The sequence below is a fragment of the Streptomyces shenzhenensis genome, assembly GCF_003688995.1.
Taxonomy (GTDB): Bacteria; Actinomycetota; Actinomycetes; order Streptomycetales; family Streptomycetaceae; genus Streptomyces; species Streptomyces shenzhenensis_A.
Genome location: NZ_PENI01000005.1, coordinates 91,917 through 108,920, shown reverse-complemented (window position 1 = coordinate 108,920; position 17,004 = coordinate 91,917). Strand labels below are relative to the sequence as shown.

The 17,004-nt window shown below is 72.8% G+C and carries 12 protein-coding genes; 5 read left to right on the top strand and 7 right to left on the bottom strand.

What is annotated here, in order from left to right; all coding sequences use genetic code 11:
• Positions 1-24: 24 nt before the first annotated feature.
• The gene (locus tag CTZ28_RS10200; protein ID WP_121888975.1) at positions 25-864 is read right to left on the bottom strand and encodes a polysaccharide deacetylase family protein; all 840 of its coding nucleotides are present in this window, start codon (positions 862-864) and stop codon (positions 25-27) included.
• A gap of 109 nt (positions 865-973) precedes the next feature.
• Positions 974-4,246, bottom strand: a complete 3,273-nt coding sequence (gene lysX, locus CTZ28_RS10195) for a bifunctional lysylphosphatidylglycerol synthetase/lysine--tRNA ligase LysX (protein ID WP_121888974.1) — start codon at positions 4,244-4,246, stop codon at positions 974-976.
• 90 nt (positions 4,247-4,336) lie between these two features.
• Between lysX and CTZ28_RS10190 the strand changes: the two genes are divergently transcribed.
• Complete coding sequence (locus CTZ28_RS10190; protein ID WP_121888973.1) at positions 4,337-4,807, top strand: universal stress protein; 471 nt, start codon at positions 4,337-4,339, stop codon at positions 4,805-4,807.
• Between the two features lie 87 nt (positions 4,808-4,894).
• Here CTZ28_RS10190 and CTZ28_RS10185 read toward each other — a convergent pair whose 3' ends face one another.
• The gene (locus CTZ28_RS10185; RefSeq protein ID WP_121888972.1) at positions 4,895-6,052 is read right to left on the bottom strand and encodes a CapA family protein; all 1,158 of its coding nucleotides are present in this window, start codon (positions 6,050-6,052) and stop codon (positions 4,895-4,897) included.
• A gap of 228 nt (positions 6,053-6,280) precedes the next feature.
• Between CTZ28_RS10185 and CTZ28_RS10180 the strand changes: the two genes are divergently transcribed.
• The 3 genes from CTZ28_RS10180 (at position 6,281) to CTZ28_RS10170 (ending at position 8,285) form a co-directional block, all read left to right on the top strand.
• The gene (locus CTZ28_RS10180; protein WP_121889231.1) at positions 6,281-6,829 is read left to right on the top strand and encodes a sigma-70 family RNA polymerase sigma factor; all 549 of its coding nucleotides are present in this window, start codon (positions 6,281-6,283) and stop codon (positions 6,827-6,829) included.
• A gap of 134 nt (positions 6,830-6,963) precedes the next feature.
• A complete protein-coding gene (locus tag CTZ28_RS10175) occupies positions 6,964-7,479 on the top strand; it encodes a hypothetical protein (RefSeq protein WP_121888971.1) in 516 nt (171 codons plus the stop codon).
• Between the two features lie 152 nt (positions 7,480-7,631).
• Positions 7,632-8,285 carry a zf-HC2 domain-containing protein gene (locus CTZ28_RS10170; protein ID WP_121888970.1) on the top strand — a complete coding sequence of 218 codons (654 nt, stop codon included), beginning with the start codon at positions 7,632-7,634 and terminating at the stop codon, positions 8,283-8,285.
• Between the two features lie 130 nt (positions 8,286-8,415).
• Here the strand turns inward: CTZ28_RS10170 and CTZ28_RS10165 are convergent, their stop codons facing one another.
• The 3 genes from CTZ28_RS10165 to CTZ28_RS10155 form a co-directional block, all read right to left on the bottom strand.
• Complete coding sequence (locus tag CTZ28_RS10165; protein WP_121888969.1) at positions 8,416-9,279, bottom strand: Fpg/Nei family DNA glycosylase; 864 nt, start codon at positions 9,277-9,279, stop codon at positions 8,416-8,418.
• Between the two features lie 31 nt (positions 9,280-9,310).
• The gene (locus CTZ28_RS10160) at positions 9,311-11,395 is read right to left on the bottom strand and encodes a SpoIIE family protein phosphatase (protein ID WP_121888968.1); all 2,085 of its coding nucleotides are present in this window, start codon (positions 11,393-11,395) and stop codon (positions 9,311-9,313) included.
• 67 nt (positions 11,396-11,462) lie between these two features.
• Positions 11,463-11,993 (bottom strand): hypothetical protein, encoded by a 531-nt coding sequence (locus CTZ28_RS10155; RefSeq protein ID WP_147481135.1) that lies wholly within the window; start codon positions 11,991-11,993, stop codon positions 11,463-11,465.
• A 150-nt stretch (positions 11,994-12,143) separates the two neighbouring features.
• Here CTZ28_RS10155 and CTZ28_RS10150 point away from each other — a divergent pair, with 150 nt between their 5' ends.
• The gene (locus tag CTZ28_RS10150) at positions 12,144-13,547 is read left to right on the top strand and encodes a lipase maturation factor family protein (RefSeq protein WP_121888966.1); all 1,404 of its coding nucleotides are present in this window, start codon (positions 12,144-12,146) and stop codon (positions 13,545-13,547) included.
• Positions 13,548-13,745: 198 nt separating this feature from the next.
• Here the strand turns inward: CTZ28_RS10150 and CTZ28_RS10145 are convergent, their stop codons facing one another.
• The gene (locus CTZ28_RS10145) at positions 13,746-16,766 is read right to left on the bottom strand and encodes an alpha-mannosidase (protein ID WP_121888965.1); all 3,021 of its coding nucleotides are present in this window, start codon (positions 16,764-16,766) and stop codon (positions 13,746-13,748) included.
• Between the last annotated feature and the right edge of the window lie 238 nt (positions 16,767-17,004).

Genomic DNA, 17,004 nt, shown 5'->3' with positions numbered 1-17,004 from the left:
CGGGCGGGCGGCACGGCGCGCCCTTCAGGCGTAGGGCCGCCTGGGCACGGTCAGGTGGTAGCCGTCGTCGAGCAGGCGGGGCAGATAGCGGCGCAGGGCGCTGACGCTCTGCGAGCGGTCGCCTCCGGCGTCGTGGGAGAGCACCACGACACCGGGGGCGGCGCCGTGCTCGATCCGGTCGATGATGGTGCGGGTGCCCGGCTCGGTCCAGTCGAGGCTGTCCACCGTCCAGGCCAGCGGCTCCATGCCCATCTCGGAGCCCAGTTGGAAGACCGCCCGGTTCCAGGCGCCGTAGGGCGCGCGGAACCAGCGGGGGTGCTCGCCGTAGCCCTGCTCGATGGCCTCGCTGGTGCGTTCCATCTCGGCGCGGATCCGTGCCCGGCTCAGCTCGGTGAGCAGCGGATGGGACCAGGTGTGGTTGCCGACCACATGGCCCTCGTCGGCCATCCGGGCCAGCAGGTCGCGGTTGGCCCGGGCCATCTCGCCGCACACGAAGAACGTCGCGCGGACGCCGTACTTCGCGAGGGTGTCCAGGATGTGCGGGGTGTAGGCGCGGTCGGGGCCGTCGTCGAACGTCAGCAGCATGCGCCGCCCGGTGCCGGACATGCGCAGGATCGGCTCGACCCGTACGGGGGTCCTGGCGGGCACGGCACGCGGCGGTCCGTCGCCGGTCAGCGGCTGGAGGCGGAAGGTGGAGGACTTGACCGCGGCCCGTCCCCCGGGTCCGGCGGCGGGTGCGCCGGGCCGTGCGGGAGCCGTGTCCGTGCAGCCGGTCAGGAAGAGGCCGGCGGTGCCGGCCGCCCCCATGGCAGCGGCGCCGGTGAGCAGCACCCGGCGTGGCATAAACGTCTGATCCTTTTTCATGACTGATCAGTCGCCCGGCGGGGCATCGGCGGACTCCTCGCCCACCGGTACGGCGGCGTGATTCCACCCGCACGGCCGAGCGGTCCGCGCGCTCCCCCGGCCCGCACGGTCAGCGGCGGCGGACGAGCGGGAAGGGCAGCGTCTCCCGGATCGTCAGCCCGGTGAGGAACATGACGAGCCGGTCGACACCGAGGCCGAGGCCGCCGGTCGGCGGCATCGCGTACTCCAGGGCGTGCAGGAAGTCCTCGTCCAGCTCCATCGCCTCCGGGTCCGCTCCGGCGGCCCGCAGCGACTGCGCGGTCAGCCGGCGGCGCTGCTCGACGGGGTCGGTCAGCTCGGAGTAGGCGGTGCCCAGTTCGGTGCCGAAGGCGACGAGGTCCCAGCGCTCGGCGAGCCGCGGGTCGGTGCGGTGCCTGCGGGTCAGCGGGGAGACGTCCACGGGGAAGTCCTTGTAGAACGTGGGCAGTCGGGTCGGTTCCTCGACCAGCCGCTCGTACATCTCCAGAGCGACGTCGCCCGGACCGTCCGCGGCGGTGTATGGGACGCCCGCGCGGTCGCAGAGGCGGTGCAGGACGGCCAGCGGGGTGCCGGCGTCGACCTCCTCGCCGAGCGCCCGGGAGATCGCGCCGTACACGGTCCTGACCGGCCAGTGCCCGGAGATGTCGTGCTCCTCGCCCAACCTGCGGACGACGGCGCGGCCGAAGGCGGCGGTGGCGGCGCCCTGGATCAGCTCGCGGGTGAGGTCGAGCATCACGTCGTAGTCGGCGAACGCCTGGTAGGCCTCCAGCATCGTGAACTCGGGGTTGTGCTTGTGGGAGACGCCCTCGTTGCGGAACGAACGGCCCAGTTCGAAGACCTTCTCCAGGCCGCCGACGCAGAGCCGCTTCAGATACAGCTCGGGGGCGATGCGCAGCGAGAGGCCGAGGTCGTAGGCGTTGCTGTGGGTGATGAAGGGCCGGGCGTCGGCGCCGCCGTGGATCTGTTGCAGCACCGGGGTCTCGACCTCCACGAAGCCGCGGTCGAGGAGGCCCTGGCGCAGCCCCTGGACGGCGGCGGAGCGGGTCCGGATCACCCGGCGGGCGTCGGGGTTCGTCACCAGGTCCAGGTAGCGCATGCGGACCCGGGCCTCGGGGTCGGTCAGGCCGCGGCGCTTGTCGGGCAGCGGGCGCAGACACTTCCCGGTGAGCCGCCAGGAGGTGACGAACACGGTCGGTTCGCCCCGGTCGCTGAATCCGGCGCGCCCGGTCGCGGTGATGAGGTCGCCGATGTCGGTGTCGGCGGTGAACCGGTCGAGGGCCGGTCCGGTGCCGGCGCGGGTGAGGGCGAGCTGGCGGTCGCCTGACCAGTCGCGCAGCACCACGAAGACGATGCCGCCGAAGTCCCGGACCAGCATGATCCGGCCGGCGACCGTCACCTCCTCGCCGTCCCGGACGTCCGCGAGGGGGCGGGTCGGCGGCGGAACGCCCACCGGGTAGGGGTCGGTGCCGGCCGTACGCAGCCGGTCGAGCGTGCGACGGCGGACGCGGACCTGTTCGGGCAGGCCCGCCTCCGGCGCGGCGGGTCCGGTCCCGCGGCCGGTGCCGGGGCCGGGTGGCGCGAGCGGCAGCGCCTCGGCGGTCGCGAGCGGTCCGGTGCCCGGGTGCCGCTTCCCCCACAGCTTGTGCAGCGACGGTACGGCGACGAAGCCCTCGGCGATGCCGGAGGCCAGGCCGATGCGGGCGAGGGAGGCGGCCTCGCCGTAGCAGATGAACCGCGGGTACCACTCGGGGTGGTACTTGGCGTTGGAGCGGTACAGGGCCTCCAGCTGCCACCAGCGGGAGAAGAACAGCAGCAGGCGGCGCCACAGCCGCAGCACGGGCCCGGCGCCGATGCGGGCGCCCTCCTCGAAGACCGAGCGGAAGACGGCGAAGTTCAGGGAGATCCGGCGCACCCCGAGCCCCGGGGCCGCCGCGCACAGTTCGGCGGCCATGAACTCCATGACGCCGTTGGGGGCGCCGCGGTCCCGGCGCATCAGGTCGAGGGAGACGCCGTCGGTGCCCCAGGGCACGAAGGAGAGCAGGGCGAGGAGCCGGCCGTCCGCGCCGAGCGCCTCGACGAGCAGGCAGTCGCCGTCCGCCGGGTCGCCGAGCCGGTCCAGGGCCATGGAGAAGCCGCGCTCGGTCTCGGTGTCCCGCCAGGCGTCGGCCCTGTCGACGATCTCCTCCATCTCCGCCTCGGTCAGTGCCGAGTGCCGGCGGACGCGGCTGGTGGCCCCGGTGCGGCGGACCCGGTGCACGGCCTGGCGGGTGACGCGCATGTCGCGGCCGTCGAGGTCGAAGCCCGCCACGTGCAGGATCGCCTCGTCGCCGAGTTGGAGGGCGCCGAGCCCGGCGCGCGCATAGGCGGTGGCGCCGGCCTCGGAGGCGCCCATCACGGCGGGCGCCCAGGCGTGCCGGCGGGCCATGTCGAGCCAGGCGGCGATGGCGTGCGGCCAGGCCTCGCGGTCGCCGACGGGGTCGCCGCTGGCCAGGCAGACCCCGGCCTCGACGCGATAGGTGACGGCCGCCTTGCCGCTGGGTGAGAAGACGACGGCCTTGTCGCGCCGGGTGGCGAAGTAGCCGAGCGAGTCGTCCTCGCCGTAGGCCTTCAGGAGGGCGCGGATGCGGGCCTCCTCGTCGCCGTGCAGGGCCGCTTCGAGGCGCTGCGAACGGAACAGCGCGGCGGCGGCGTTGAGCAGGGCGAGCGCGCCGAACAGGCCCAGCAGGAAGGTGACCGGGCGGGGCGGGCGGCCGTCGAAGGCCGTGCTGGAGACCAGGCCGCCGCAGACCCGGACGGCGGCCCAGGCCAGGTGCTGCCCGGACGGCAGGGTGCCGGGGAACAGCGCGACCAGCCCCCAGCCGAGCAGGGTCGCCACGACGAGCCCGGCCAGCAGGACGCCGAGCGCCCGCCACACGGCACCGCGCCGGGAGGCGGCGTAGAACTCACCGCGGGCCGCCACCAGCAGGATCAGCGCGAGCCCGCACACCACCAGGGACGGGACCGACTCGGCGTACAGGCCGACCGCGAGGCCCAGCACGTCGGTGAGGACGACCAGGCCGAGGTAGACCACGACCAGCCACCAGGCGACCCGCTTGCGGGCGGCGGTCGCGGCGGCCAGCAGGAACAGGAAGACGGCGTACGCGAGGTTGGCGCTGACCGGCACGAACAGCAGGTCGAGGGCGCGGACCAGCGGGCGGAGCAGGGCGCGCAGCGGCGCGCTGAACGCCAGGAGCGCGCAGAGCAGGGCGAGGGCGCCGAAGAAGGCGGCGAAGCCCTCGGGCACCCGGCCGGGGAAGCGGCCCGCGGGCGGCGGTACCGGGCCCGTGGCGTCCTTCCCCTGGGCGGCCTCCGCGGTGGCACTCATGGTTCTGACTGTAGGAACCGCGCGGGCGGCTCGCCCGTCGGAGGCTCCCGAAGGGAGGCGGGAGCCGCGGACTCCGCTAAGGTCACGGCCGTGACGGAACAGCACGAACAGCATGCGCACAAGTTCGAGCGGGGCACGGACGGGCCGAAGGTCATCGTGGTCGGGGTGGACGGCTCCGAGTCCTCGCTGCGGGCCGCTGCCTATGCCGCCGGTCTGGCCCGGCGGCAGCATGCGCTGCTCGCCCTCGTCTATGTGCAGCCGGTGATGGCGGCGGGGGCCGCGCTGGGGGCGCCGGTGGCGGAGACGACGGACGAGATCGCCGAGGACCTCGTCACCCACATCCGTGAGGCGGCCGAGCAGGTCAAGGGGATATTCGACATGCGCTGGGAGTTCCACACGTTCCGTGGCGATCCCTACAACGGGCTGGTGAAGGCGGCCAACGAGCTCAAGGCGGACGCGGTCGTGGTGGGCGCGTCGGAGCAGGCCGGCCACCGGATCATCGGCTCGGTGGCGATCCGCCTGGTGAAGGCGGGCCGCTGGCCGGTGACGGTGGTCCCGTAGCCGGCCGGCAGACAGTGGCAGCCCGACGGCCCTGTGCGCCGCGCTGCTGTGTCCGCACCTGCTGCACGCCGTCGGCGGGGGGGGCGGTCACTCCCCCATGGTCAGGCCGTCCTTGGCGGCGCCGCGGGAGAGCACCACGTTCCGGATCCGGTCCCGCACGGTGGTCAGTTCGGCGCCGACGGCGATGGCCGCGTTGAGGTTGATCACGCGGCCCGCGTCGAGGTCGTACATCTGCGGGATGAACTCGGCCCGGGTCACCTCCCAGCGGGCGCCGGTCCTGGCGGGCGGGGCGAAGGTGAAGCGGGCCAGCGTGGACTGGTTGCCGCGCGGGTCCTGGAGGCCCTGCCGGTTGTACATCTCGCCGGCGATCTGGTCGCCCATGCCGTAGACGACCCAGGTCCCGTTGATCTTCTCGTACGCCTGTGGGACATGGGCGTGGGTGCCGACGATCAGGTCGAGGTCGGGGCGGCCGGCGGTCCGTGCGGCGGTGAGGCGCTTGGCGAGCGCGAGTTGCCGGTCGTCGGGGTCGTCCTGCCATTCGGTGCCCCAGTGCAGGGACACGACGACCACGTCGGCGCCCTGCTGCCGGGCGGCGCGGGCGTCGGCGATGATCCGGCCCTCGTCGATCAGGTTGACCGCCCAGGGCTGCTCGTCCGGCGGCGCGAAGCCGTTGGTGTCGGAGGTGTACGACAGATGCGCGACCCGCGCCGGGCCCGCCTCCAGGATCGTGGCCGTGCGGGACTCGTCCTCGGTGCGGGCCGTTCCGGAGTGCCGCAGGCCCACCCGGTCCATGGCGTCCAGGGTGCGGGCGACACCCCCCGTGCCGCCGTCCAGGGCGTGGTTGGAGGCGGTGGAGCAGCCGTGGTAGCCGACGGCGACGAGGCTGGGGGCGATCTCCGGCGGGGGCTTGAAGGCGGGGTAGCCCGCGTAGTCGCCGTCGGCGCCGTACGCGGTCTCCATGTGACACAGCGCCAGATCGGCGCGGGCGACGACGGGTTGGGCACCGGCCAGCATCGGGCGGAAGTCGTAGCCGACGCCGCCCGCGTCGAAGACGGCCCGCTCGAGCACGGAGTTGTGCTGCAGGATGTCGCCGGAGGCGACGAGGGTGAAGCCGCGGGCCGCCGCCGGCGCCGGCGCCGGATGCGCGGGCGCGGGCGGCTTCTTCCGGGCCTCGGCCTGGCAGGCGGCGGCCGCCGCGAGGAGTACGGTCAGGGCCAGGGCCACCTGGCGTCTGCGTGCGATCATCAGCTCACCCCGGATGTCGAGTCACCATCACACTTCGTATTTACAGACAAATGGGTACGAAGATGACGGCCGCCCCAAACGACCCAGGGGCTCTCTTTAACCCGTCCGGTGTCCGTGACGGGCCGTGACCGACCGTTCGCCGTACCGTTCGCCGACCCGATCGACCGTCCGTCGCAGATCCCTGTGCGCACCCTGTCCCGCCGACGGACCCTGCGCTGCCATATGGCCATGACGGCCGGAACCACCCTTCACCACGGGACGACGACCGCCGAGCACGAGCTGGCCGCGCTGCAGCGCGAGCACGGCCGTCCGCTCTTCGCGCTGCTGCTGCGGCTCTGCGACGGGGACCGGCAACGTGCCGAGGACCTCGTGCAGGAGACCTTCGTACGCGCCTGGCAGCACCCCGAGGTGCTGCGCGCCGACGCCTTCGACTCGGTGCGGCCCTGGCTGCTGACCGTGGGCCGGCGGCTCGCGATCGACGCGCGGCGGGCCCGGCAGGCGCGACCGCCGGAGGTCGGCGACGCGATCCTGGAGAACGCGCGCGTGTGCGCCGACCACGCCGAGAGGTCGGCCGCCACCCTGGATGTCCGCGAGGCTGTGAAGACTCTCACTCCGGAGCACCGTGACGTACTGGTACTCGTGTATTTCCAAGGGGCGAGTGTTGCGGAAGCCGCGGAAACACTGGGGATTCCAGCCGGTACGGTGAAGTCCCGCGCGTACTACGCGCTGCGCGCCCTGCGCCGGGTGCTGCCGGGATATGCACCCGACCTGCGCTGAAACCGGGGCCTGGGTCAAACCTCGGTAAAGCGCCTTGCTGTGGACCCTGTTGGAGCAATCAGCTGTCTTCATCCGTGTTCCGGACCGGGGCGGGGTTCGGGCGACGCGCACGTACCGGAGGAAGGCAGGACGGGATGCTGCACAGAGGTCACGAGAGCACGGACGGCACCGGCGGCGACGCGCTGACCGTCCCCATGGCCTGGTTCTACGCCGAGTACATCGCCGACGAACTGCTGCGGACCGGCGATCTGATGCCGCCCACGTCCTTCGAGTTCCGGGCCGGCCGGGACGCGCTGGCGCTGACCGTCTTCCTGTCCGACACCGACGGCGAACTCTCCGGCATCCGGGTCGTCTCCCAGCTGGAGACCTGGCTGTCGCTGACGGCGTACGACCAGCCGTGGCAGGACTGGGTGCGCGAGCGCATGGCCCAGCTCGCGGCCGCGGCGGTCGCCGTCGGCGCCCCCGCGCCGGACCTGGATCTCGCCGCGGACGCCTGGCGCTGGCTCCAGGAGACCGAGCTGCTCGCCCCCGACCTGGACGCGGTGCCGGGCGGCGGCCGGGTGGTCGGCGAGGAGGACGGCCCGAAGGTCTGGACCCCCGCCTGGCGGCTGGGGCTGCCCCTCGGCCACCTCGCCATCCATCTCTTCTGAGCCGTCTTCGGCGACCGACCAATCCGCGGGCCGGACCGCTCCGAATCCCCGGGTTGCGATTGTGGACATGGCTTGAGTGATTCGGCTGTCCGGTGCGTACCGGTGGGTGCACGGAGTCACCCCATCCGCACCCAACGGCACGAGGATTCTGCATGAGGTCCCTGGAACGGCATCGCGACGTCGGCGCCTACGCGCTCGGCGTGCTGGACGAAGCGGAGGCCTTCCGCTTCGAGGACCACCTCATGGAGTGCCCCAGCTGCACGGCACATGTGACCGAATTCGGCCCTGCCGCACGGCAGTTGATGCTGTATCGGCGGGCCACACCGCGCTTCGTGCACCCCCTGGCCCAGCCGGGCCCCCGGCTGCTGGACCGACTGCTCGGCGAGGTCACGGCACGGCACCGGGCGCGCCGCCGGCGTCTCCTGTACGGGCTGGCCGCCTCGGTGGTGTTCGCCGTCGCCGGTCCCGGGATCGCCGTGTACGCCGCGCACGGGACGGCGTCCGTACGGGTCACGGCGACGACCGACGCGGACTCCGGGGTGTGGGCGCAGGTGACGAGCGCGGACGAGGCCTACGGCACCGAGGTCGAGCTGAAGGTCAAGGACGGGGCGGGCCCGCGTTCCTGTCGCCTGATCGCCGTCGGCCAGGACGGCACCGAGCAGATCCTCACCAACTGGACCGTGCCCGGCCGTGACGCCGGGACGAACACGCTGCGGGGCGCCTCCGCGATGCACCCCGAGGAGATCGACCACTACGAGGTGCGCACCGGCGACGGAAAACACCTGGTGACACTGAAGGCCCACTGAGCTGCTCCCGGGGCTCCGAAGGGGCGCGGGGAACTGCGCGATCAGCCACAACGCTGCCGCGGACAAACGCGGACGAACGCAGACAAACACTGACGAACAACGACACGGACACGCCCCGCCCAGCGGAGCGTCACTTCAGCAGCCGGGACATCCTGCGGTCCGCCAGCGGCTTGCCGCCCGTCTGGCAGGTCGGGCAGTACTGCAGCGACGAATCGCTGAACGACACCTCGCGGATGGTGTCGCCGCAGACCGGACAGGGCTCGCCGGCGCGGCCGTGCACCCTCAGTCCGCTCTTCTTCTCCGCCTTGAGCCGGCCGGCGGCCAGGCCCCGGGAACGGTCGACCGCCTCCGTCAGGGTGTTGCGCAGCGCCTCGTACAGCCGCCGGTTCTCCTGCGGCGTCAGGGACGCGGCGAGCTTGAACGGGGACATCTTCGCGGCGTGCAGGATCTCGTCGCTGTAGGCGTTGCCCACCCCGGCGATCAGGCTCTGGTCCCGCAGCGCGCCCTTGAGCTGCCGCCGCTCGTCGGTCAGCAGCGCCGCGAGCCGGGCCTCGTCGAAGTCGTCGGCGAGCGGGTCGGGACCGAGCCGGGCCACGCCGGGCACCTCCCGCACATCCCGTACGACATACACCGCGAGCCGCTTCTGGGTGCCGGCCTCGGTCAGGTCGAAGCCCGCGCTGTCCGCCAGGGCGGCCCGCAGCGCGAGCGGGCCCTTGCCGGGGCGTGGCGGACCGTCCGGCAGCCGGTCCTTCCACTGCAGCCAGCCCGCGCGGGCCAGATGCGTCACGAAGTGCAGGCCCGTGTCCCCCACGATGTCGAGGAACTTGCCGTGCCGGTGCACGGCCGTGACCTCGCTGCCCTCGAACGCGGAGACCGGCGGGTCGTAGGTCTTCAGGACGCTGATCGCGACGGGCAGCACCCGGACGACCTCGCGGCCGACCAGTCGCTCCGTCAGGAAGTCCTTGAGCGCTTCCACCTCGGGGAGTTCCGGCATACGTCCAGAGTGCCACCCGGGACGCGTGTGGTCAGCCGCGCTCCGCCGTCCCGAACTCGCACCACACGCACTTGCCGCCGCCCCGCGCCTCCACACCCCACACGTCGGCGAGCCGGTCGACCAGCAGCAGGCCGCGCCCGGAGACCCCGGACTCCCCCGCGTCCCGGCGGCGCGGCAGGGCGCTGGAGGAGTCCTCGACCTCGACGCGCAACGTGCGCGCGCTGCCGCCGAGCACCCTGAGGGTCACGATCGCGGAGCCCTCGGTGTGCAGGAGCGCGTTGGTGATCAGTTCGTCGGCGGCCAGTTCGATCTCGTCGGCGCGGTCGCCGGCCCCCCAGGCGCGCACCGCGGCGCGGATCATGTGCCGGGCCAGGGCGAGGGCCTCCGGGTCGCCGGGGGCCACCTGCTGCTGGAGCCGGCCGCCCTGCGCCGTGTCGGCGCCGCGGCGGCGCAGCAGGAGCAGGGCCACGTCGTCGTCGCCGCCGCGCTCCTCGGCCACGTCGATGAGCCGGTCGGCGAGGTCGCGGACGTCCTCCGGGCCGGCCCCGATGAGCTCGGTAAGGGTCCGCACGCCGTCGTCGAGATCGGTGCCGGGCTGTTCGACGAGACCGTCGGTGCACAGCAGCAGCGTCTGGCCCGGGTCCAGTTCGAGGGTGGTGACCGGGTATTCGAGCCGGCCGAACTCGGCGGACAGGCCGAGCGGCAGCCCGCCCTCGACCGGCACCCGGCGGCAGCTGCCGTCCGTGTGTCGGATCAGCGGGTCGATGTGCCCGGCCCTGACCACCTGGACCACCCCGGTGACCAGGTCCGCCTCCGCGTACAGACAGGTGGCGAACCGGGCGGTGTCCAGCTCGTGCAGGAACACCGAGGCCCGGGCCATCACGGTGGCCGGGGTGTGCCCCTCGGCGGCGTAGGCGCGCAGCACGATGCGCAGCTGGCCCATGACGGCCGCCGCGTGCGTGTCGTGGCCCTGGACGTCGCCGATGACGGCACCGACCCGGCCGCCCGGCAGCGGGATGAGGTCGTACCAGTCGCCGCCGATGTCCCGGCTGAGGGAGCCCGCGGCGGAGCCGGCGCGGTAGCGGACGGCGACGTCGGCGCCGCGGACGCTCGGGATGGTGCGCGGCAGCATGGCCTGCTGGAGGCCCTGGGCGAGGTCCCGCTCCTGCTCGTAGAGCATGGCCCGTTGCAGGCTCTGCGCGATGCTGCTGCCGAGGGCGACCAGCACGGCCCGCTCCTCGGCGGAGAAGCCGCGCCGGTCGCTGTAGAGCAGGCCCATGGCGCCGATCGGGCGGGCCTGGGCGATGAGCGGCAGATAGGCGGCCGAGGTGATGTCCAGGTCGGTGATGTGCGGCCACAGGATCGGATAGCCCTCGGCGAACTCCTCCGGTGACTCGATGAAGCGGGGGCTGAGGATGCGGACGACCTCGCTCATCGGGTAGGGCTCGTCGATCCCGGTGACCCGGGTGCCGGGCACGAAGCTGCCCTCGGGCCCCTCGGCGACCAGCCGGATCCGGCCCGCCTCCACCAGGCCCATCACCAGGCTGGCCGCGCCCAGGTGCCGTACGCCGTCGGTGTCCTTGAGGACGTCGATGACGTCCTGGACGCTGCGGGCGTGCGAGAGGGCGGCGGTGATGACCTGTACGACGTTGCTCTGCCGCCGGAAGGCCGCGTCCTGGGCGGCCCGCAGGCTGCGCCCCTCGCTGTCCGCCAGTTCCTGGGTGGCGTCGCGGACGATGCCGATGACCCGGCGCGGCCTGCCGGTCTCGTCGCGGCGGATGTAGCCCTGGGTGTGCGTCCAGCGGTATCTGCCGTCGCGGCGGCGGATACGGAAGTAGGCCCCGTAGTTCTCGCTGCCGTCCTTGATCGCGCGGGAGATCACGGCGTCGATCCGGCTGGCCTCCGGCTGGGGCACCCGGACGCCGAGCGACTCCGGACGTCCGTCGAACTCCTCGGGAAGCAGGTCGTACACCTCGTGGGCCTGGGCGTCCATGTGGTAGAGACCGGTGTCCAGGTCCCAGTCGAAGGTGCCCATGCGGTTGAGCACCAGGAACGGATCCGGGTGGGCGGGCCAGTCGTCCGGGACTGACAGGGCGCTCGCTCCCCGATCACACATGGGGCCACCACCTTGCCAGGGTTCGTCCGGTTCTTCGACCGGGGTCGACCGCCACCGTGACGGGCCTTCAGCCGCCTAGGACGCCGGTGAGGCTGTCGAAGATGCTGTCGGTCACGGTGGTGTCGTCGAGGGTCAGGGCGCCGCCGTCGGGCAGGTCGGGCTCGTCCGGTTCGGTCTCGGGTCCGGCCTCGTCGGCGGTGAGTGCGGAGGTGCCCGGCTCCGCGGCGGGCGGTGCGGCCGAACGGGCGAGCGGGGTGCAGTCGGCGGGGCCCGGCGGCGCCGCGCCCGCGGAAGCCGCCGCGCCGATGTCCGAGCCGGCGTCCGATCCCGTCTCCGGGGCGGGCACGGCGGGGGACGCCGTGGCGGTCGCGCAGGCCGTCGCCGGGGTGCTCGGGACGCCGCCGGTGCCGCCGTCGTCCGGCTCCGGGAACGCGGAGCGCGGCGGCGGCTCCGGTTCGGCGGGCACGGCGGCGGGCACCGCCGCCTGCGCCGTCCGGTTGCCCCGGCCGCCTTCGGCGCCGCATCCGGCGAGCAGCGGCGCCGCCGAGAGCGCCGAGAGCACACTGACCGTGACGATGGTTCCGGTGGGTATCCGCACCGCGTTCTCCGACATCATTCAGGCCTGATTGGATCGAGACATTCGGAACCATTGTTTGCATCACCTGCCCGGATAACGCAAACGGAGCGATGCGGTACGAAGTGTGACGCGCCGGCCGGCGGGCGACACTGGAGGAGGGAGCGCACGGCCGTGGACTGGTTCACCGCATCCGAGTACTGGTTGAGCCGACTGGTGTTCCAGCGGGCTCTGGCCACCGTGTACCTGGTCGCGTTCCTGACGGCCGCCCTCCAGTTCCGCGCGCTGATCGGGGAGCGCGGAATGCTGCCGGTCCCCCGGTTCGTGGCGCGGGTGCCGTTCCGGCGCGCGCCGAGCCTGTTCCACCTGCACTACTCCGACCGGTTCTTCGCATCCTGCTGCTGGGCGGGCTGCGCCGTGTCGGCGGCGCTGCTCGCGGGCCTGGACTCCCTGCTCCCGACGGCCGGCGCGATGGCGCTGTGGCTGGTGCCCTGGGCGCTGTATCTGTCGGTCGTCAGCGTCGGCCAGACCTGGTACGCGTTCGGCTGGGAGTCACTGCTGCTGGAGGTCGGCTTCCTCGCCGTGTTCCTGGGCAACGACGAGGTCGCGCCGCCGGTGGTGGTGCTGTTCCTGCTGCGCTGGATCCTGTTCCGGCTGGAGTTCGGCGCGGGTCTGATCAAGATGCGCGGCGATCCGTGCTGGCGGAAGCTGACCTGTCTGTACTACCACCATGAGACCCAGCCGATGCCGGGCCCGCTGAGCTGGTTCTTCCACCGGCTGCCCGGGCCGCTGCACCGGGTGGAGGCGGCGGCTAACCATGTCACCCAACTCGTGGTGCCGGTGCTGCTGTTCACCCCGCAGCCGGTGGCGTCGGCCGCCGCGGCCCTGATGATCGTCACCCAGCTGTGGCTGGTGCTGTCCGGCAACTTCTCCTGGCTGAACTGGATCACCATCGTGCTGGCGCTGTCGGCGATCCGTTTCCCCGGTACGCCCCCGCCGGTGGCCGCGGCCCCGCTCTGGTACGTGTGCGTGGTGCTCGCCGCCGCCGCGCTGGTCCTGTTCCTCAGCTACCGCCCGGTGCTGAACATGGTCTCCCGCCGGCAGGTGATGAACCGCTCCTTCGACCCGCTGCACCTGGTGAACACCTACGGCGCGTTCGGCAGCATCAGCCGGGTCCGGTACGAGGTGGTGGTCGAGGGCACGCTGGATGCCGTACCGCGTGCGGACGCGGGGTGGCGGGAGTACGAGTTCAAGGGCAAGCCGGGTGATCCGCGGCACTGGCCGCGTCAGTTCGCCCCCTACCATCTGCGGCTGGACTGGCTGATGTGGTTCGCCGCGCTCTCGCCCGCGTACGCCGGGGAGTGGTTCGGCGCGCTGGTCGAGCGGCTCCTGGAGAACGACCGCGACACACTGCGGTTGCTGCGGCGTTCGCCGTTCCCGCCAGACCGGCCGCCGCGCTATGTCCGCGCCCGCCTGTTCCGCTACCGCTACACGACCTGGCGCGAGCTGCGGGAGACGGGGGCCTGCTGGGAGCGGACGTATGTGAGGGAGTTCTTGCCTCCCACCCGGTTGACGTAACGCTGCGCGCTGGCTGGGGCGGGGGGGTCGTTGTTCGTCTGCGGCCGCGTCGTGGCTGGCCGCGCAGTTCCCCGCGCCCCCCGACAGGGCGTGACAGGTCCTCGTTCGTCCGCGGCACCGTCGTCGCTGATCGCGCAGTTCCCCGCGCCCCTTTGGGGCGGTGCTCAAGCGGCTCGCTTTCGGGGCGCGGGGTGGTGGTCAGGGGCGGTGGAGGCGGAGGGTTTTCAGTTCGAATGGGCGTAGGCGTACGGAGATGCGGGTGCCGGCGCGGGCCGGGGGCGGTGCGTCGGGTAGGGGGCGTTCCAGCAGGTCGGTGACCGTGGCGTCCGTGATCTCGAAACCGGCCGTCAGGGTGGCGCGGGCGCGTCCCCCGTGGGCCTCGTGGAAGCGGACCACCACGTCCCCGCTGCCGTCGTCGGCCAGTTTGACGGCCGTGACGACGACCGCGTCGTCGTCCACCGTCACCAGCGGCGCGACCTCCCCCGCGCCCGCGACGCGGCGCTCCGGCACATTGATCCGCCAGCCCTCGCGCACCGCGTCACCGATCCCCGCGCCCGGCACCAGCCCGTGCCGGAACCGGTGCACACCCTGGTCGGTCTCCGGGTCGGGGAAGCGCGGCGCGCGCAGCAGGGAGACCCGGACCGTGGTGGTCGTACCCCGGTCGCCGTCGGTGCGGACCGTGCGGGTCACATCGTGCCCGTACGTGGAGTCGTTGACGACGGCGACACCCCAGCCCGGCTCCGCCAGCTGCACGAACCGGTGATTGCACGCTTCAAACTTGGCCGCCTCCCACGAGGTGTTGGTGTGGGTGGCCCGGTGGACATGCCCGAACTGGGTCTCCGACGCGTACCGTTCGGCGTGCACGTCGAGCGGGAAGGCCAGCTTGAGGAACTTCTCCGTCTCGTGCCAGTCGACCTCGGTGTCCACGACGAGACGCCGCTCCCCCGGCGGCAGGGACAGCACCTGCACGGCACGAGACGCGCCGAAGGACCGTTCGATCCGCACCGAGCCGCCGTCCTCGCCCGCCGTGACCGCGTCGACGCCGGTCAGATCGGTGACCGTGTTGCGGTAGAACTCGTCAATGTCCCAGGCGTCCCACATGTTCGGGAAGTCGGGATGCAGCTGGAGCAGGCCCGCGGCCCGGCCCGGCGCGATGCTCTCCCGGTCGGCCTCGATGTCGTACACGGACACCACCAGGCCCCGCTCGTCGATCCCCACCCGCAGCAGCCCGTTGTCGAGGACGTGCCCGCCCTCCGGCCGGGCCGTGAGCCGGGTGCCGCCCGCGCTCCGCGGGATACCCGCGCCGCCCGCCGGGATACCGGCACGGGCGTGCGGGGCCGCGTTGAAGACCAGCGGGACCGTGCCGTCGCCGGCCAGGGCGCGCTGGGCGGCGTCGATGATGCCGGTCAGCTCCCCGGCGAGCCGCTCATAGGTGGCCCGGGCCTCCCGGTGCACCCAGGCGATGGACGAGCCGGGCAGGATGTCGTGGAACTGGTGCAGCAGGACCGTCTTCCAGATCCGGTCCAACTCCTCGTACGGATAGCGGAATCCGGTGCGGACGGCGGCCGTGGCCGCCCACAGCTCGGCCTCCCGCAACAGGTGCTCGCTGCGCCGGTTGCCCTGCTTGGTCTGCGCCTGGCTGGTGAGGGTGGCACGGTGGAGCTCCAGATACAGCTCGCCGACCCAGACCGGCGGCTCCGGGTAGTCGGCCTCGGCCCGGTCGAAGAAGGCCCCCGGAGTCTCCCAGACGACCCGTGCCGAGCCTTCGAGGTCGCGCAGCCGGGCGGCCTTGGCGACCATCTCCCGGGTGGTGCCGCCGCCTCCGTCGCCCCAGCCGGTGGGGGCCAGCGAGTGCCGGGCGGCGCCCTTGTCCTTGAAGTTGCGGGCCGCGTGGGCGATCTCGCTGCCCTTCATGGAGCAGTTGTAGGTGTCGACCGGCGGGAAGTGGGTGAAGATCCGGGTGCCGTCGATGCCCTCCCACTGGAAGGTGTGGTGCGGAAACGTGTTCGTGCGCGACCAGGAGATCTTCTGCGTGAGCAGCCGCTTCGCGCCCGCGGCCCTGATGATCTGCGGCAGCCCGGCGGCGAAACCGAAGGTGTCGGGCAGCCAGGCCTCGTCGTTCTCGATGCCGAACTCGTCGAGGAAGAACCGCTTTCCGTGCACGAACTGACGGGCCATCGCCTCCGAGCCGGGCATATTGGTGTCGGACTCCACCCACATGCCGCCGGCCGGCACGAACCGCCCGTCGGCCACCGCCTTCTTCACCCGCGCCCACACCTCGGGCCGGTGCTCCTTGATCCATGCCCACTGCTGGGCCTGGGACATGGCGAAGACGAAGTCGGGTTCGTCCTCCAGCAGGGCGGTCATGTTGGCGGTGGTACGGGCCACCTTGCGCACCGTCTCGCGCAGCGGCCACAGCCACGCGGAGTCGATGTGGGCGTGGCCGACGGCGCTGATCCGGTGGGCGGAGGGCACGGCCGGGGCGGCGAGCACCTCGGTGAGCCGCTGCCGGGCGCGCGCCGCCGTGCCGCCCACGTCCTGGAGGTCGACCGCGTCCAGCGCCCGCTCCACCGCCCGCAGGATCTCCCAGCGGCGCGCCGAGTCCACGGGCAGCTCGGCCATCAGCTCGCCGAGCACCTCCAGGTCCATGACCAGCTGCCACACCGTCTCGTCGAACACGGCGAGGTCCATGCGGGTCAGCGTGTACTGCGGCTCGGTGCCCGCGGTCTCCTTGTCGCCGAGCCGGGTGGGCAGGAAGGGGCGGTAGTCGAGGATCACCGGGTTGGAGGCGGCCTCGATGTGCAGCCGCACCTGCTCGCCGCCCATGACGGGGGCGCCGACGCGGACCCACTGGTTGCGCGGGTTGAGGCCCTTCACCGGGGTGCCGTCGGGCCGGTAGACGAGGCCCTCGCACTGGAAGCCGGGCATGTTCTCGTCGAAGCCGAGGTCGAGCAGGGCCTCGACGGTGCGGCCGGCCCAGGCCTCGGGCACGGTCCCGGTCACCCGGAACCAGCTGGTGCCCCACGGAGCACCCCAGCGGGCGCCCACCTCGACCGGCTCGGGGGCGGCGGCGAGCCCTTCCTCGACCGGCACGGGTTCGCCGGGGGCGTGCCACACCGCCACGTCGAGCGGGACGGATTCGGGATACACGGCGGGGCGGATGCGCTCGTCGAGGACACGCCGGAGGCGGGCCTCGACCAGGCTGCGGTCGTCATGCATGCGGGTGCTCCGTAGGTCGTACGTCAGCGGGTGGTTACCAGGTGCGGGTGACGGCCACAGGGGCCGACGAGGTGTACAGCTCCCCCACCGCACACACTTCGAACCGCCCCTGCTGATCGGCGCCCCGCTGCACTCCGACGGCAAGCTGACCGTCGTCTCCCTCGCCGCGGAAGCCGGCCCGCGCCGCAACAAGCTGACCCACAAGGGAGCATGGCACGGCCGGACCACATCACGGCCT

Coding starts and splice junctions, on each gene's coding strand:
- CTZ28_RS10160 (WP_121888968.1), bottom strand. CDS start 11,395: ATGTGTGATCGGGGAGCGAGCGCCCTGTCAGTCCCGGACGACTGGCCC.
- CTZ28_RS10180 (WP_121889231.1), top strand. CDS start 6,281: ATGACGGCCGGAACCACCCTTCACCACGGGACGACGACCGCCGAGCAC.
- lysX (WP_121888974.1), bottom strand. CDS start 4,246: ATGAGTGCCACCGCGGAGGCCGCCCAGGGGAAGGACGCCACGGGCCCG.
- CTZ28_RS10175 (WP_121888971.1), top strand. CDS start 6,964: ATGCTGCACAGAGGTCACGAGAGCACGGACGGCACCGGCGGCGACGCG.
- CTZ28_RS10145 (WP_121888965.1), bottom strand. CDS start 16,766: ATGCATGACGACCGCAGCCTGGTCGAGGCCCGCCTCCGGCGTGTCCTC.
- CTZ28_RS10165 (WP_121888969.1), bottom strand. CDS start 9,279: ATGCCGGAACTCCCCGAGGTGGAAGCGCTCAAGGACTTCCTGACGGAG.
- CTZ28_RS10200 (WP_121888975.1), bottom strand. CDS start 864: ATGAAAAAGGATCAGACGTTTATGCCACGCCGGGTGCTGCTCACCGGC.
- CTZ28_RS10170 (WP_121888970.1), top strand. CDS start 7,632: ATGAGGTCCCTGGAACGGCATCGCGACGTCGGCGCCTACGCGCTCGGC.
- CTZ28_RS10185 (WP_121888972.1), bottom strand. CDS start 6,052: ATGATCGCACGCAGACGCCAGGTGGCCCTGGCCCTGACCGTACTCCTC.